Source organism: Streptomyces sp. NBC_00273 (assembly GCF_036178145.1).
Taxonomy (GTDB): domain Bacteria; phylum Actinomycetota; class Actinomycetes; order Streptomycetales; family Streptomycetaceae; genus Streptomyces.
Genome location: NZ_CP108067.1, coordinates 3,993,690 through 4,010,121 on the forward strand (window position 1 = coordinate 3,993,690; position 16,432 = coordinate 4,010,121).

At 74.6% G+C, this 16,432-nt stretch carries 10 protein-coding genes; 3 read left to right on the top strand and 7 right to left on the bottom strand.

All coding sequences use genetic code 11. The features are described 5' to 3' along the window. Positions 1-18: 18 nt before the first annotated feature. Positions 19-3,744 carry a UvrD-helicase domain-containing protein gene (locus OG386_RS16900; RefSeq protein ID WP_405790798.1) on the bottom strand — a complete coding sequence of 1,242 codons (3,726 nt, stop codon included), beginning with the start codon at positions 3,742-3,744 and terminating at the stop codon, positions 19-21. Between the two features lie 258 nt (positions 3,745-4,002). Next, positions 4,003-4,353 (bottom strand): MGMT family protein, encoded by a 351-nt coding sequence (locus OG386_RS16905; RefSeq protein ID WP_328788842.1) that lies wholly within the window; start codon positions 4,351-4,353, stop codon positions 4,003-4,005. Positions 4,354-4,520: 167 nt separating this feature from the next. On the opposite strand from OG386_RS16905, the gene OG386_RS16910 reads away from it, so the two are divergent. From OG386_RS16910 to OG386_RS16920, 3 genes are all read left to right on the top strand, one after another. After that, on the top strand, positions 4,521-7,343 hold the full coding sequence (locus tag OG386_RS16910; protein WP_405788633.1) for a lysylphosphatidylglycerol synthase transmembrane domain-containing protein: 2,823 nt from the start codon (positions 4,521-4,523) through the stop codon (positions 7,341-7,343). A 95-nt stretch (positions 7,344-7,438) separates the two neighbouring features. After that, positions 7,439-8,701 carry an SUKH-4 family immunity protein gene (locus OG386_RS16915; RefSeq protein ID WP_328788844.1) on the top strand — a complete coding sequence of 421 codons (1,263 nt, stop codon included), beginning with the start codon at positions 7,439-7,441 and terminating at the stop codon, positions 8,699-8,701. Positions 8,702-8,782: 81 nt separating this feature from the next. Further along, entirely contained in the window at positions 8,783-10,375 is a 1,593-nt protein-coding gene (locus OG386_RS16920) for an alpha/beta hydrolase (protein ID WP_328788845.1), read from the top strand. Positions 10,376-10,457: 82 nt separating this feature from the next. Here OG386_RS16920 and moeZ read toward each other — a convergent pair whose 3' ends face one another. The 5 genes from moeZ to pelF all read right to left on the bottom strand — a co-directional run bounded on the left by moeZ (position 10,458) and on the right by pelF (position 16,404). Further along, complete coding sequence (gene moeZ, locus OG386_RS16925) at positions 10,458-11,636, bottom strand: adenylyltransferase/sulfurtransferase MoeZ (protein ID WP_150259112.1); 1,179 nt, start codon at positions 11,634-11,636, stop codon at positions 10,458-10,460. An 84-nt stretch (positions 11,637-11,720) separates the two neighbouring features. Continuing rightward, a complete protein-coding gene (locus OG386_RS16930; RefSeq protein WP_266604660.1) occupies positions 11,721-12,476 on the bottom strand; it encodes a spherulation-specific family 4 protein in 756 nt (251 codons plus the stop codon). Continuing rightward, on the bottom strand, positions 12,464-13,474 hold the full coding sequence (locus tag OG386_RS16935) for an NAD-dependent epimerase/dehydratase (protein WP_328788846.1): 1,011 nt from the start codon (positions 13,472-13,474) through the stop codon (positions 12,464-12,466). The genes OG386_RS16930 and OG386_RS16935 overlap by 13 nt, the downstream gene beginning before the upstream one ends. A 135-nt stretch (positions 13,475-13,609) precedes the next feature. Next, positions 13,610-14,569, bottom strand: a complete 960-nt coding sequence (locus OG386_RS16940) for a hypothetical protein (protein ID WP_328788847.1) — start codon at positions 14,567-14,569, stop codon at positions 13,610-13,612. Positions 14,570-14,784: 215 nt separating this feature from the next. After that, positions 14,785-16,404: a GT4 family glycosyltransferase PelF gene (gene pelF, locus OG386_RS16945; RefSeq protein ID WP_328793278.1), complete on the bottom strand. Its 1,620-nt coding sequence runs from the start codon at positions 16,402-16,404 to the stop codon at positions 14,785-14,787. Between the last annotated feature and the right edge of the window lie 28 nt (positions 16,405-16,432).

The window sequence follows — 16,432 nt, forward strand, 5'->3', positions numbered from 1 at the left end:
GACCGCCGACCGCCCAGCTCACTCGACCGTCTGGCGGCCCTCCGGGCGGACGCTGCACGAGCTGCGGAAGGAGCAGTGGTCGCAGTGGCGGCCCGCGGCGGGCGCGAACCGCTCGTCCAGGACCCGGCCCGCGGCGGTGGCCAGCAGGTCGCCGACCCACTCGCCGTCGAGCGGTTCCTGGGCCTGCACCTTGGGCACCGCGTCGCCGCCCTCGCGGATCGCGGCGCCCTGGCGGAGCTGGACGAGCTCGGCGCCGCCGGAAGCGGGGCGCAGACCGTCGAAGACCTCGTCGACGGCGCCCTCGCGCACGGCGAGCTGGTAGACGGCGAGCTGGGGGTGGCGGGCGACCTCGTCCTTGGTGGGCGCCGACTTGCCGGTCTTGAAGTCGACGACGTACGCACGCCCCTGCGGGTCCGATTCGACCCGGTCCATGGAACCCCGGATGCGCACGGCGACCTCACCGGCTTCGAGCGTGACGTCGAACTCGTGCTCCGTCGCCACGGCCGCGCGGCCGCCGCGGTCGGTGGTGTGCCAGCGCAGGAAGCGCTCCAGGGCGGCGCGGGCGTTGTCCTTCTCCTGGCGGGACTTCCAGGGGGCGTCGAAGGCGAGGGCGTCCCACACCGAGTCGAGGCGCTCCATGAGGACGGCCAGGTCGGCGGGGGTGCGGCCGGAGGCGACCTCGTCGGCGAGGACGTGGACGACGTTGCCGAAGCCCTGGGCGGCGGTGGAGGGGGTGTCGGCCTTGACCTCGCGGCCGAGGAACCACTGGAGGGAGCAGGTGTTGGCGAGCTGCTCCAGGGCGCTGCCGGACAGGGCGACGGGCCGGTCCCGGTCGCGGAGGGGGACGCTGCTGCGGGTGGGCTCGTACAGGCCCCACCAGCGCTGCGGGTGCGCGGCGGGGACCAGCGGGCGGTCCTCGTCGTCGGTGAGCGCGGCGAGGCGGGCGAGGCGGCGGGCGGCCGCGTCGCGCAGGGCGGGCGAGGCGTCGGGGTCGACGGTGGTGGCGCGCAGCTCGGCGACGAGCGCGGCGACGGCGAGGGGGCGGCGGGGGCGGCCGGTGACGTCCCGCGGGGGGACGCCGAGCTCGTTGAGGAAGCGGGAGGGCTGGTCACCGTCGTCGGCGGGAGCCTTGACGGCGGTGACGACGAGGCGGTCGCGGGCGCGGGTGGCGGCGACGTAGAAGAGCCGGCGCTCCTCGGCGAGCAGGGCGCCGGGGGTGAGCGGCTCGGCGAGGCCGTCGCGGCCGATGCGGTCGGCCTCCAGGAGGGAACCGCGGCGGCGGAGGTCGGGCCACAGGCCCTCCTGGACGCCGGCGACGACGACGAGGGACCACTCCAGTCCCTTGGAGCGGTGGGCGGTCATCAGCCGGACGGCGTCGGAGCGGGTGGCGCGGGCCGTCAACGTGTCGGCGGCGATGTCCTCCGCCTCCAGTTGTTCGAGGAAGTTGAGCGCGCCGCGGCCGCCGGTGCGCTCCTCGGCGCGGGCTGCGGTGTCGAAGAGGGCGCAGACCGCGTCGAGGTCGCGGTCGGCGTTACGGCCGGCCGCGCCACCGCGGCGGGCGCTGCGCTCCAGCCGCTGCGGCCAGGGCGTGCCGTCCCAGAGGACCCACAGGGCCTCCTCGGCGGTGCCGCCGCCCTGGAGCAGCTCGCGGGCCTTGCGCAGGAGCAGTCCGAGGCGCTGGGCGCCACGGGCGTAAGCGGGGTCGTGGGCGGTGAGCCGCTCGGGCTCGGCAAGGGCGCGCGCGAGGAGTACGTCGGAGGGCGCGGGCACCTTGACGCCGGCGGCCCGCTCCTCGTCGCGCAGGGCGCGGCCGAGACGGCGCAGGTCGGCGGCGTCCATCCCGCCGAGGGGGGAGGCGAGCAGGGTGAGGGCGGCCTCGACGCCGATGCCTCCGGCGGGGTCGGCGGGGCCCTCGGGGGCCGCCCCCTGCCCGGGCTCGGCAGCGTCGGGCTCCCCGCCCGCGGGGTCCGCGGGGCCCGGCCCCGGGCCCGGGCCCGCTGCGACGGCGTCGGGGTCGGGGTCGCCTCCGGCGGGGTCGCCGGCACCCGGCCCGACCGCGTCGGCAGAGCCGGTGGGGGCTTCGGGGCCCTGCCCCGAGCCGGGCTCGACGGCGTCGGGCCCGCCGGGGTCCGCAGCCTGCGCCGGGCCGCCCGCGGGCGCGGCGGGGCCGGTGGACACGGCGGGGCTGCGCCCCGAGCCGGGCTCGACGGCGTCGGGGGCGCCTCCCGAGAGGCCCGCGCCCGGCCCGCCCCCGGCGTCGGCCGGCGTCGGCCCGGGGGCCGCTCCGGGCTCGACCGTGTCGGCCCGGACCTGCGGACCGGACCCGGCGGCTGGGAACGTGCCGGCGGGGGCGTCGGCCGGCGTCGGGCCGTCGGAGTGCGCCGTGTCCGGGGCGGGCGGCAGCGCCGGGTCGGCTGCGGCGGGTTCGGCGTGCGGGTCGGTTCCGGGGCCCGACGGCGCGGGGTCGGCCGCGGTGGCCGAGACGCGGAGGGCCGTCAGGAGGGGGGAGACCGCCGGTTCGTGGCGAAGGGGCGTGTCCGCGCCGTCCGTTTCGACCGGTACCCCCGCCGAAATCAGGGCGCGGCGCATCGCGGGGAGGGTGCGGCCGCCCGCGCGGACCAGGACGGCCATGTCCTGCCAGGGCACCCCGTCCTCCAGGTGGGCCCGCCGCAGGACGTCGGCGATGTTGTCCAGCTCGGCGCCCGCCGTCGGGTACGTGAACACCTCCACCCGGCCGCCCTCCCGCACCGGCGCGAGGTTCCGGTGGGCACGGACCGCCTCGACCGGCAGTCGCGGGACGGGCATCCGGGTGGTGAGCAGCCGGGTGGCCGCCAGGAGGGCCGCGCCGGAGCGGCGGCCGACGGTGAGGGCCTTGACCCGCGCGCCGGGGAAGGCCGACCCGAAGTCCAGGACGTTGTTGATGTCCGCACCGCGGAAGGCGTAGATCGACTGGTCGGGGTCGCCGAAGGCGACCAGCGTGCCGCCCGGGCCGGTGAGGGCGCGCAGCAGCCGCAGCTGCGAGGCGTCCGTGTCCTGGTACTCGTCGACGAAGATCGCGTCGTAGGCGGAGGCGAGGGCCGGCGTGCGTTCCGCGAGGAGCACCGCCCGGTGCAGGAGTTCCGCGTAGTCCAGCGTGCCCTGCATGTCGAGGACGTCGAGGTACTCGGAGAGGAAGGCCGCCGCCGCCTTCCAGTCCGGGCGGCCGATGCGGTCGGCGAACGAGGACAGGGCCTGCGGCCCGAGGCCCAGTTCGCGGGCGCGGGCGAGCACCGCCCGGACCTCGTCGGCGAACCCGCGCGTGGTCAGCGCGGCGCGCAGGTCGTCCGGCCAGCGGATGGAGCGGATCCGGCGCTGGCCCTCGAGGAGGGTGCGGACCATCACGTCCTGCTCGGGGCCGGACAGCAGCCGCAGCGGGTCGGCGAAGAGGTCGGTGTCCTGGTGGGCGCGGACCAGTCCGTAGCAGAAGGAGTGGAAGGTGGTGGCCTGCGGAGCGCGCGCACCGCCGAGGCGCAGGGCGGCCCGGTCGCGCAGTTCCACCGCCGCCTTGCGGCTGAAGGTGAGGATGAGGATCCGGGCGGGGTCGGCGCCCGCTTCCACCCGGGCGGTGACGGCTTCGACCAGCGTGGTCGTCTTTCCGGTGCCCGGTCCGGCGAGGACCAGCAGTGGTCCCCCGGTGTGGTCAACCACCGCGCGCTGCGCTGCGTCCAGCACAGGGGGATCCACCCGTTCCGGCCCGGTGCGCACGAGGCGGTACGCGTCGGGGGTCCGCGTACGCCGCCGTTCGGTGCGGTCCGAGGAAGAGGTGATCACGTGGGGTGCCGGTCCTGGTGGGTCTGCGGGGTGTGGCGGTGCTGCCGTAACGGCTCGCGCGGAAGCCGCCGCGGAAGCCGAAGTGGCAACGCTACGGCAAGCCGCCGACGCCGCGCAGTCCCCCCGAGTACCCCGGACGGGCGTTCGGGCCGTCGCCCGATCGCCCGTCCGGGCCCCGCATGGCCGAAGCTGTCAGGTGTGAGCCTCGTCGCGCGAGCCGTCCTGTCCGGGGGACCCGTCCCAGCGCGCCCGGCGCATGTCCAGCCGCGGCTCGCCGCCCGCCGTCAGGCGCAGCGGGGTGGCCTCGGTCCGGTAGTGCTCCAGGGCGCGCACCTCGTGGCCGGGCAGCGGCAGGCCGTCCGCCCGCACCACGCGCCACCAGGGCACGGCTCCCCCGTACAGGGCCATGACACGCCCGACCTGGCGCGGTCCTCCCTCGCCGAGCCACTCGGCGACGTCCCCGTACGTCATCACCCGGCCGGGCGGAATACGCTCGGCCACCTCCAGTACGCGCTCCGCGTACGCGGGCAGCTCCTCACTCATTCAGCACATGGTGCAGTACGTCGGCCGCGCTCCGGCGGAGGTCTCGCTTCCGCACCGGCGCGCACCCTGATGCCCCGCTGGCCCGTCGGTCCGTGCCACCATCTTCCGGGCGGTGACTGGTGATACGTGATCAAGAAGAGACGGACGTGACGACGAAGGAGCAGGGTGTGAGCCCTCCGGAAGGCGCGGCGACCGACGACGGCGCACGCCCTGACGACGGCCGCTCCGCCCGCCCCGAACCCGTCCCGGAGCCCCGTCCGGAGCCCCCGCGCCCCGACGGCCGGACCGACCGCCCGGGCGGAGCCAAGGCGGCGAGGGCCAAGGCGGCCAGTGCCAAGGCCGGCGAAGCCAAGGCGGCCGAAGCCGGAGCCGGCACGGCTGCCGAGGGCCCGCACGGTCACGCCGCCACGGACGCCGACCGGGTCGAGGTCGACGAACCGCTGCTCGCCGCCCGCGTGCACCGGCCGTCCGACCTCGTACGCCTGCTCGTCGGCATCCTCGGGATCGCCGTCCTCCTCGCCATCGCCGCCTTCGCCCACGGCACCACCGTGGGTCTGGAGGAGGACATCAGCAAGGGCACCGGCCAGGCGCCCGCCCTGCTGATCAAGGTCGCCGCGCTGGTCTCCAGCATCGCCGTGCTGCTGCTGCCCGTCGCCTTCGCCATCGAGCGGCTGATCAAACGCGACGGGCTGCGCATCGCCGACGGCGTACTCGCGGCCGTCCTCGCGCACGGCGTCACCCTCGCCACCGACCTGTGGGTCTCGCAGGCCGCCCCCGAAACGATCCAGGACGCCCTGACCCGCCCCGCGGCCGGTGGCACCTTGACCGACCCGGTGCACGGCTACCTCGCGCCCGTCATCGCGTACATGACCGCGGTCGGGATGACCCGCAGGCCCCACTGGCGCGTCGCCCTGTGGGTGGTCCTGCTGCTCAACGCCTTCGCCATGCTGGTCAACGGCTACACCACCCCCTTCTCGATCATCCTCACGGTGCTGATCGGCTGGAGCGTCGCCTACGGCACCCTGTACGCCGTCGGCTCGCCCAACGTCCGCCCCACCGGGCAGCACCTCCTCGCCGGACTGCGCCGGGTCGGCTTCCAGCCGGTCAGCGCGATGCGCGCCGAGATGCCCGAGGGCCCCGAGCCCTCCGAGGCCAACGACCGGGGGCGCCGCTACCACGTGACCCTGGAGGACGGACCGCCGCTCGACGTCACGATCGTCGACCGCGAGCAGCAGGCCCACGGCTTCTTCTACCGGGTCTGGCGCCGGCTCACCCTGCGCGGCATCACCACCGGGCGCAGCCTGCAGTCGCTGCGCCAGGCGCTGGAGCAGGAGGCGCTCCTCGCGTACGCGGCCATCGCGGCCGGGGCGAACGCGCCGAAGCTGATCGCCACCTCCGAGCTCGGTCCGGACGCGGTGATGCTCGTGTACGAGCACCTGGACGTCCGGGCCCTCGACGCGCTCGCCGACGAGGAGATCACCGACGAGCTGATCCACCACACCTGGGAGCAGGTACGGGCCCTCCAGTCGCGGCGGATCGCACACCGCCGGCTCACCGGGGACGCCCTTGTGGTGGATCGTTCCGGCAACGTCATCCTGACCGACCTGCGCGGCGGCGAGATCGCCGCCGGCGATCTGGTCCTGCGGATGGACATCGCCCAGCTGCTGACCACGATCGGCCTGCGGGTCGGCGCCGAGCGCGCGGTGGCGTCGGCCGTGTCGGTGCTCGGCCCGGACGCGGTGGCGGACTGTCTGCCGCTGCTCCAGCCGATCGCGCTGAGCCGTTCCACCCGGGCGACGCTGCGCAAGCTGGCCCGGGAGCGGGCGGAGCGACAGCGGGAGGCCGTACTGGAGTCCTCGCGGGCGGCGAAGGCGGCGCGGGAGGCGGAGTCCGCGGACTCCGCGACCCCGGTCTCCGCCTCGGCCGCCGCCGACCGCAAGGCCGAGAAGAAGGCCCTGGAAGATGCGCTGGACGGGGCCCGCGAGGAGGATCTGCTGACCCAGATCCGCCACCAGGTGCTGCTCATCCGACCGCAGGCCCCGGTGGAGCCGGCCCGGCTGGAGCGGATCCGGCCGCGCACGCTGGTCTCGTTCATCGCGGGCGCGTTCGGCGCGTACTTCCTGCTCACGCAGCTCGCCCACGTCGACTTCGCGACGATCATCGGCCAGGCGCAGTGGGGCTGGGTCGGGGCGGCGCTCGCCTTCTCGGCGCTGACGTACTTCGCGGCGGCGATGAGCCTGCTGGGCTTCGTCCCGGAGCGGGTCCCGTTCCTACGGACCGTGGTCGCGCAGGTGGCCGGGTCGTTCGTGAAGTTGGTGGCCCCGGCGGCCGTCGGCGGCGTCGCGTTGAACACGCGGTTCCTCCAGCGGGCGGGGGTCCGGCCGGGGCTGGCGGTCGCGAGCGTGGGCGCCTCCCAGTTGTTCGGGCTGGCCAGCCACATCGTGCTGCTGCTGTCCTTCGGCTATCTGACCGGAACCGAGAAGACCCCGGAGATGACCCCGTCCCGGGCCGTCATCGCGGGTCTGCTGACGGTGGCCGTGCTGGTGCTGGTGGTGACGGCGGTCCCGTTCCTGCGGAAGTTCGTGGTGACGCGGGTACGGGCGCTGTTCGCGGGCGTGGTGCCGCGCATGCTTGACGTGCTCCAGCGGCCGAAGAAGCTGCTGACCGGCATCGGCGGGATGCTGCTGCTGACGGGCTGCTTCGTGATGTGCCTGGACGCGTCGATCCGCGCGTTCGGGGGCGGCGAGGCCATCAGCTACGCGAGCATCGCGGTGGTGTTCCTCGCGGGCAACGCACTGGGGTCGGCGGCGCCGACGCCGGGCGGTATGGGCGCGGTGGAGACCACGCTGACCCTCGGGCTGATCGCGGCGGGGCTGGAGAAGGAGGTCGCGATCTCCGCGGTGCTGCTGTTCCGCCTGATGACCTTCTGGCTGCCGGTGCTGCCGGGGTGGATCTCGTTCAACTTCCTGACCCGCAAGGAAGCCATCTAGCCTCCGGCTCCGGTCGGCGCCCGCCTCAAACGCCGGCGTGGCCGGAAGATCCGGCCGGCGGGGTCGGTGTCCGAGGCGGGTGGCAGCATGCATCCATGAGCGAAGACCAGGACAGCCGTTGCCCGTTCGACGATCCGGCCGCGGTGCTGCGCGCGGACCGGGTGGCCCTGCGGGGCGGGGCCGCGGGTGAAGGGGGCATCGGGCGGGAGGTGTTCGCGCAGGCCGAGGCCGTCTTCGGACGGGCCGAGGTGGGGCGGGCGGAGTTCGCCTCCTGGCTGCACTTCGCCGCGACCGTGCTCGGGCACCACGACTACGCCGCCCGCGTCGCCGCGGCCGAACCGGAACTGCCCTGGCGGACGGTGTGGGCCTGGTGGCGGCCCGTCGGCGCCTACGAAGCGGAGCCGAACCTCAGCGGGGACCACACCGCCGAGGTGTACGACCTCGCCGGGGGCGCGGCGGCCGTGAAGGTGTGGGCCCTGTGGTGCGAGGACGCCTGGTTCGACCTGGAAACGGGACGCCGGCTTCCCGCACCGGCCGACGGTGAGGCCGTGGAGCGGGACGCGGAGGAGCCGGACGGCCCTTGGCTGTTCGACGCTGACGAGGAGGGCTGGGCGCTGAACTGCCCCGGCACCTGGGAGGAACCGGTTCCGCTCGGCGCCGGCCGCTACCTGTACGCGGAGGCGCGCGGGATCGTGGTGGTGGAGGGGAACGCCGCGGCGCTCGCCGACTGGCCCCGGGGCGCCGCCGACTCCTCGTCCTGGGCGTCCGCCGAGGACGCTCCGTGGTTCCGCCCGGGCACGCGCGGCTCCGGTCCGCTCACCGCGGCCGGGCTCGCCCGGACCTTCGGCGACGCGTGGGTCACCCGCGTCCCCGGCGACGGGCTCCCGGACGCGCTGGAGCACCCGGGCACCCGGGAGTTCCTGAGCGGGGTGGGGCTGCCGCGCCACTGGGCCGCGGGCGTCAGCTCGTTCGAGGCCGCCCCGCAGTTGCTGCGGCCGCTGACCGCGCAGGCACCGGAGGCCGGCGACGACGACCTCCTGCACCTCGGGACCTTCGACTTCGGGTACACGGACCCGGGCCTGGTGGGCGTCCACCGCGTCACCGGAGCGGTCCACATGTACCAGGAGTCGGTCATCCCGCTGGCCCGGGACGTGGCGACCTTCGTGGGGCTCCTCGACGGCGTGCGCCGGTACATGGGCGCCTGCTGGTCCTCGTACCCGGCCGAGGACGGCATCGGAGCCTTCGGCGAGGCGATGGAAGCCCTGGATCCCGGGGCGCTGGCCGACGGCTCGCCCTCCGCCGAGACCTGGGAGCACCTGTTCGCCGCGATCACCGAGCTGAGCGTGTACGGCTACTGAGGGGAGGGCGGGCGGGCCGGCCCGCCCCCCGTTCGGGTCAGCGCACGGGCGGGGTCACCGCGGGGCCCACAGGATGGGGACATGCCGACACACGCCTGGCGGGTCACCGCCGCCGCCACGCTCGCCGCCGGGCTGCTCGCCACGGCCGCCTGCTCGTCAGACGGCGACGGGAAGAAGACGACGGCCGACGGCACCCCGGAGGTCAAGCCGCTGAAATGGGGCGACTGCGAGGCCCCGACCGCCGCCCAGGGCGGTGGCCAGGCCCCGCCCAAGGACTGGCAGTGCGCCACCCTCGACGTCCCGCTCGACTACGCGAAGCCCGAGGGCGAGACGATCCCGATCGCCTTGATCCGGGCCAAGGCGCGGGACCAGAAGAACCGGCTGGGCTCACTGGTCTTCAACTTCGGCGGCCCCGGCGGCTCGGGCATCAGTACGCTGCCGGGCGCCGCGAAGGAGTACGAGGCCCTGCGCGCCCGGTACGACCTGGTGAGCTTCGACCCGCGCGGGGTGGGCGGCAGCGATCCGGTCCTGTGCGAGAACGACAAGCAGTTGGACCAGTACTTCAGCGAGGACTCCTCCCCCGAGACCCCGGAGGAGGAGAAGGCCTTCGTCGAGAACATCCGCACGTACCAGGAGGCCTGCGAGAAGAACTCCGCCGCGCTGCTCCCCCGCGTCGGCACCGAGAACGCCGCCCGCGACCTGGACCGCATCCGCCAGGCCCTCGGCGACGAGAAGCTGAACTACTTCGGCATCTCCTACGGCACCGAGCTCGGCGGGGTCTACGCCCACCTCTTCCCCAAGAACGTCGGCCGGGCCGTCTTCGACGCCGTCGTGGACCCCACCAAGACCGCCGAGCAGAGCGCCCTGGGACAGGCCAAGGGCTTCCAACTCGCGCTCGGCAACTTCGCCCAGGACTGCGTGGACCGCGGCGACGAGTGCCGGCTCCGGGGCAGCACGCCCAAGGAGATCGAGGCCGACATCATCAAGCTGCAGAAGGCGCTGGCCGCCAAGCCGATCCCGGGCATCGGGGACCGGATGCTCACCGAGACCCAGGCGACCAACGGCATCGCGCAGGCCCTGTACTCGAAGGAGCTGTGGCCGCTGCTGGAACAGGGCCTCGACGAGGCGGAGGGCGGCCAGGGGCAGTTGCTGATGGCCCTGTCCGATGCGCTCAACGGCCGTGACCAGCAAGGGCGTTACAGCAACATCGGTGCAGCCAACACCGCCATCAACTGTGTGGACGACAAGGAGCGCTACACCCTGGAGCAGACGAAGGCCAAGCTGGCGGAGTTCCGTGCCGCCTCGCCGGTCTTCGGGGACCTCCTCGGCTGGGGCATGCTGACGTGCACCGGCTGGCCGGTCCCCGGCACTTGGGAGACCCCCGACGTCTCGGCGCCGGGCGCCGACCCGATCCTGGTGATCGGCAACACCGGCGACCCGGCCACCCCGTACGAGGGCGCCCGCAACATGGTGGAGCGGCTCGGCCCGGGCGTGGGCGTGGAGCTCACCTACAAGGGCGAGGGGCACGGCGCGTACAACAGCGGCGACCCGTGCGTGCAGAAGGCGGTCAACGGCTACCTGCTGGACGGGAAGACGCCGGCCGAGGGCACCGTCTGCACCGCGGCTCCGAACCCGACGCCGCCGCCCGAGGCGCCGGAGTCGTCGGCCGCCTGATCCGGTCCGCGGGACGAACGCCGGAGGGGCCGTACCCCGATCGCGGGATACGGCCCCTCCGGGCCACTGCTGATGGACCGGTCTAGTAGACCGGCTTCTCGGGCTCGATCTGGTGGACCCAGCCGATCACGCCGCCGCCGACGTGCACCGCGTCCGCGAAGCCCGCGGACTTCAGGACCGCGAGGACTTCCGCACTGCGGACACCCGTCTTGCAGTGCAGGACGATGCGCTTGTCCTGCGGCAGGTCCTGGAGGGCGGTGCCCATCAGGAACTCGCCCTTGGGGATCAGCTTCGCGCCGGGGATCGAGACGATCTCGTACTCGTTGACCTCGCGGACGTCGATGATCTCGATGGGCTCGTCGGTGTCGATCCACTCCTTGAGCTGCTTGGGAGTGATCGTCGAACCGGCGGCCGCCTCCTGGGCCTCCTCCGACACGACGCCGCAGAAGGCCTCGTAGTCGATGAGCTCGGTGACGGTCGCGTTCGGACCGCAGACCGCGCAGTCGGGGTCCTTGCGGACCTTGACCTGGCGGTACTGCATCTCCAGGGCGTCGTAGATCATCAGGCGGCCGACCAGCGGCTCGCCGACACCCGTGAGGACCTTGATGGCCTCGGTGACCTGGATCGACCCGATGGACGCGCAGAGCACGCCCAGCACGCCGCCCTCGGCGCAGCTCGGGACCATGCCCGGCGGCGGGGGCTCCGGGTAGAGGCAGCGGTAGCAGGGGCCGTGCTCGGACCAGAAGACCGAGGCCTGGCCGTCGAAGCGGTAGATCGAGCCCCACACGTACGGCTTGTTCAGCAGCACGCAGGCGTCGTTCACCAGGTAGCGCGTGGCGAAGTTGTCCGTGCCGTCGACGATGAGGTCGTACTGGCTGAAGATCTCCATCACGTTCTCGGCTTCGAGCCGCTCTTCGTGAAGGACCACGTTCACGTACGGGTTGATGCCCAGCACGCTGTCGCGGGCCGACTCGGCCTTGGAACGGCCGATGTCCGCCTGGCTGTGGATGATCTGGCGCTGCAGGTTCGACTCGTCGACCTCGTCGAACTCCACGATGCCCAGCGTGCCGACGCCGGCCGCGGCCAGGTACATGAGGGCGGGCGAACCGAGACCGCCGGCACCCACGGCCAGCACCTTGGCGTTCTTCAGGCGCTTCTGGCCGTCCATCCCGACGTCCGGGATGATCAGGTGCCGCGAATACCGACGGACCTCGTCAACGGTGAGCTCAGCTGCTGGCTCGACCAGCGGTGGCAGCGACACGGGCACTCCGAAGATGGGAGCATCCCCGCAGGTGCAGGGAGCAAACTGATGGTTGTTCTCCCAGTAACACTGCCACGCCCGTCTTCATTCCAAGACACCTGTCCCGACCCTTGAGACGATTTCGTCCCAGTACGCGGGCATGGAGGCCCAGGGGTCGCTGCCGCGCGTCCCGAGCCGGTCGGTGAACCAGATCGTGCCCGCCCCCTGCCAGCGGGCGATCCTCATCGCCTCCTCCAGATGCGCCCGCGGCACCCCGTGGACGAGGTGGCAGAAGCGCTCCGCCGGATGGTCCGCGGTCCACTCGGCCACCTGCGACCAGCGGTAGTCGGACCAGGCCCCGGAGAAGGTGACCAGCTGGTCGGCGGCTTCCGCATAGCCCTCGTACGGGTGCGTGCCGTGCCCGAGCACGATCCGCAGGTCCTCGCCGAGGCCCCGCAGGGTGTCCACGACCCGGCTCACCGAGGCGAACTCCGCCTTGCCGGCCGGGGTCCCGGCCAGGTAGAAGCCGCCGACCCCGTACCAGTCGCGGAAGCGGTGGGCATCGGAGACCAGCTCCCCGAAGGACCGTGCTCCGTCTCTCATCGCGAGATGCCCGAGGATCATGCCGCCCGCGCGGCGCAGCTTCGCGGCCGCTTCCGTGCAGTGCGGATCGGGCCGCCCGCCCGGGCCGTCCGCCACGTTCAGCACGGCCCAGTGCAGCGGGGTGCCGGGGCGGGTCAGCTCGGCCCACTCGACGGGGGCGAGCAGCGGGTGCGCGTAGCCGGGGATGCCGAGGCCGAGGCGGCCGGCCCCGGTCGCGGCGGCGGTCACGGCCCCGGGCGGCGTCGTCAGATGCGGCACGCCGCCTCCATCCAGATGTCCGCGAGTGATTCCTCCAGGTTGATCCGGGGCCGCCAGCCGAGCCGGTCGCGTGCCGTACGGACATCCGCCTGCTGCCAGGCCCCGCAGCCGTCCGGGTAGGGGGCCTGCTGGGGGGCCGCGGCAGTCATCTGCTCGGTGGTGGCCTCGGAGCGGGGCGAGCCGATGGCGGCGAGTCCGGCCGGGCGGCCGGGGTACCCGTGCCCCTGCTGGGGTCCGCCGTGCGGGACGTCCAACTCGTGCAGGGCGCCCCCGTACCCGGCGACCCGGGCGAGGACCGCGGCCGCGTCGCGCAGCCGGACCGCGCGGCCGGTGCCGATGTTGACCACGCCCTGGGCGGCGGACAGCGAGGCGGCGTGCACGGCCCGCGCCACGTCCCGTACGTCCACGAAGTCGCGCTGCACGCCGAGCCCGCTGAGCTTCAGCTCGCCGTCGCCCGCCTGCATCGCGCGGCGCATGGCCTCGGCGAGCCGGCCGAGCGGGGATCCGGCGGGGGTGCCGGGGCCGACGGGCGAGAAGATCCGCAGGACGACGGCGTCGAGTCCGGAGCCCAGGACCAGCTCGGTGGCGGCCAGTTTGCTCACCCCGTACGGTCCACCGGGTCTCGGGACGGCGTCCTCGGCCGTGGACGATCCGGGCTGACTGGGCCCGTACTCGGCGGCGCAGCCGAGCTGCACCAGCCGGGCCCCGCAGCCGCTGCGGCGCAGCGACTCGCAGATCGTCGCGACGGCGACGGTGTTGTGCCGGGTGAGTTCCCGGGCCCCGCCCCGGGTCGCTCCGGCGCAGTTGATGACGACGCCCGGGTGGACGGCGTCGAGGAAGCGGGTGAGCGCGCCGGGGCTGCCGGTGGCGAGGTCGAAGCGGACGTCGGCGTCGTCGCCGCGGCCGAGCGCGGTGAGCTGGACGGCGGGGTCGGCGAGCAGCCGGTCGGCGACGTAGCGGCCGAGGTATCCGTTGGCTCCGATCAGCAGCACCCTCATCGCGTGACCCCCTGATTGGTTGGCTGGCCGGTCATGTCTGTGTCTCCTTGCGGACGGACGGACGGATGGGTGGGGCGGGGTACGGGTAGAGCGCTTCGGCGTCGGCTCCGAAGGTCTGGGGACGTCCCGGGGACGTCAGGGCCGCGCATGTGCGGAGGCGCGGGCCAGGGCGAGCACGGCGTGTACGAGGAGTCCGGCCGCGGCGGCGAGGGGCGCCGCCGGGACGGGGACCAGGGCGAGGGCGAGGGCCGCGCCGACGGGCGCGCGGTGGGCTCCGTGCCGCAGCAGGAGCCGGGTCAGGAAGAGCAGCAGGGCGAGGGGCACGGCCACCGGGAGCGGCGTTCCGGCGAGCACGGCGGCCGCGGCGGCGGCCCCGGTGAACAGGGCGACGGCCGCCAGCAGGAGCGGACGCGCCCGGTCCGTGAAGTCCTCCAGGGTGCGGCTCCCGTCGAGCCGGGCCCGCGCCCCGGCGGCGAAGGCGACGGCGACCAGGTGCCCGGGGACGACGGCCAGCGCGAGGCCGACGGCGAGGGCGGTGCCGTGCCGGTACACGGCCCAACCGGCGACGGCCGCGGCCAACACGTGCGCTACGTAGGGGAAGCGGCCCCCGCCGGGCCGCCCCGGCCACACCAGGGCGGTGGCGACGGCGACCACCGCGGCGGCCCCGGCCCACGCCTGCCCGGCAGCGGCCGCGGCGCAGGCGAGGGCGGCGGGCAGCAGCGCGTAGCCGAAGCCGCGGAACGCAGCGGGGCCCGCCGGGACCAGGGCCGGCGCGGCGGCGGCGACCTCCTCGTGGGGGCTGCGCGCGTACAGCTCCTCGGCGAGCGAGAAGACGTCCCGGTGCCGGAACCGTGCGGCGGTGCGGTCGGTGATGCCGTGGGCTTCCAGCCCGGCGGCGATCTCCAGCGGGTCCACGGCGCGCTCGCACAGCTCCCGGTGCCGGTGCAGCAGGGCCTTGACGGGATCCCCGCCGGCCCGGCGCCGAGCCGGCCCCGCGGCCGGTCCGCCGCCCCGGCCGCCGGGCCCCTCCCTTTCGGCTTCGCCATGGCCACTCCCAGCCTCGCCGGGGGCAAATCCAGCCTCGCCAGGGGGCACCTCCCAGCGGTAGCTGGGGGAGTTTGAGGCGCGGGGGTCCGGGGGCAGCGCTCCCGGTAACGGCGCCGCGCCGGACCGTGCACCGGAGGGCGGCACCGCACCTGCGGCACCGCTGCCGGGGCTCCGCCCCGGACCCCGCGCCTCAAACGCCGGCGGGGCCGAAGGTACGGGCAGGGCTGAATGTGGCGGGGCCGCGATCTCGGGGTCGATGGTGGTCATACGGCGGCCTCCGGGGACGGCTCCGGGGCGGGAGCCCACGTCGGGCTGGTCCAGTGACCGGGCACCCGGGCCTCCGGGGGCCGGGCGAAGGGGATCTCGTCGTCCGGCCGCGCGGAGCCCTTGGCCAGCAACCGCAGGTAGATCTCCTGGAAGGCGGCCACGTTCTGCTCGACGGTGAAGAGCTCCAGGGCCCGCGCCCGGCCGGCGGCGCCGAGCCGCTGCGCCCGCTCGGGGTCCTGCAGCAGGGACAGGCAGGCTTCGGCGAGCGCCCGCGGATTGCGCGGCGGGACGACGAGCCCGGTGCCCCCGATGACCTCGCAGACCGCGCCCACGTCGGTGGAGACGGTGGCGCGCCCGCAGAGCATCGCCTCGGCGAGGGTGACCGGGAAGCCCTCGATCACGGAGGACAGGACGACGACGCGCCCGGCGCCGTACGCCTCGGCCGCGGTGGGGACTTCGGGTCCGCCGATCTCCTCGAAGGTGACCGGGTTCTCCCCGACCGTGACCGAGTCGACGGCCTCGTCGGGGAAGAGCTGGGCGGCCAAGGAGCGGCAGTCGGCGAGGTAGTCCGGGACCGTGGCCGTGGCGAAGATCCGCAGCCGGGTGCCGGGCGCGGCGCGGCGGACCTCGGCGAAGGCGTGCAGCAGGGCGATGAGGTCCTTGGCGGGCTCCATCCGGCCGACCCACACCAGGGTGTCGGGGTCCCCGAGGTCAGCGGCCTCGCCGACGGTGGCGAATCGGTCCGCCTCCATCCCCGGGTAGACGGTCCGCAGGCGCTCCCGGGTGGCCCCGCACCGCTCCTGCCAGCGCCGGGCGTGCGCGTTCCCGGGGGTCAGGAAGTCGGCCCGGGCGTAGATCTCGGTGGCCAGTCGTAGCTGGAAGGCCGCGAGCAGGGCCCGTACGGCGGGACGGGTCTCCGGCCCGCCGCGGGTGTCGAGCTGGGCCAGGTAGTGGGCCCGGAGCTGGACCCCGTACTCGGTGACCAGCAGCGGGACCCCGAAGAAGCGTTTGGCCAGGAGTCCGGGGAGCGCGGCCACGCCGCCCGCGGCCGCGTGACAGATGTCGACCTCGCCGAGACTGCCCCCGGCCTGGCCGTTCTCCCCGTACCAGCCCAGGGACAACGGCCTTAGCATGACTTCCAGTTCGTCCACGAACTCCAGCAGGTCGGCCACCTGCGCGGCCCGTACGGTGCGTGCGGTGCCCGGCGCCCGGCAGGCGGACTCCAGGGCCCGCACCGCGGACTCGGAGCGCAGGGCCGCGTACATCCCGCCCTGTTCGCGGGCGAGTCCGGCGAGCCCGTACAGCCCGGTCGCGAAGGGCTGCTCCGCACCGGCGCAGATCCCGTGGACCAGCTCCTCGAAGCAGTCCACGAACCGTCGGCGCTCCCGCCGGGAGTAGGTCCGCCCGTCGTCGGCGGGGGCCCACAGAGGGGCCGTCCGGACCCGGGTGACGTGCTCGGGCAGTGGCACCCGGGCGCGTTCCTGCTCGGCGCTGCGGCTCAGTGCGTAGATCTCGAACTCGTGCTGCGGGAGACCGCGCACGAGCCGGTCGCACCACAGCCTCGCCTCTCCCGTCGCATACGGATAACCACCTTCGGTGAGCAGTCCGATCCGCACGAGTCGCACCCCCGATCTCCCGTTCAGG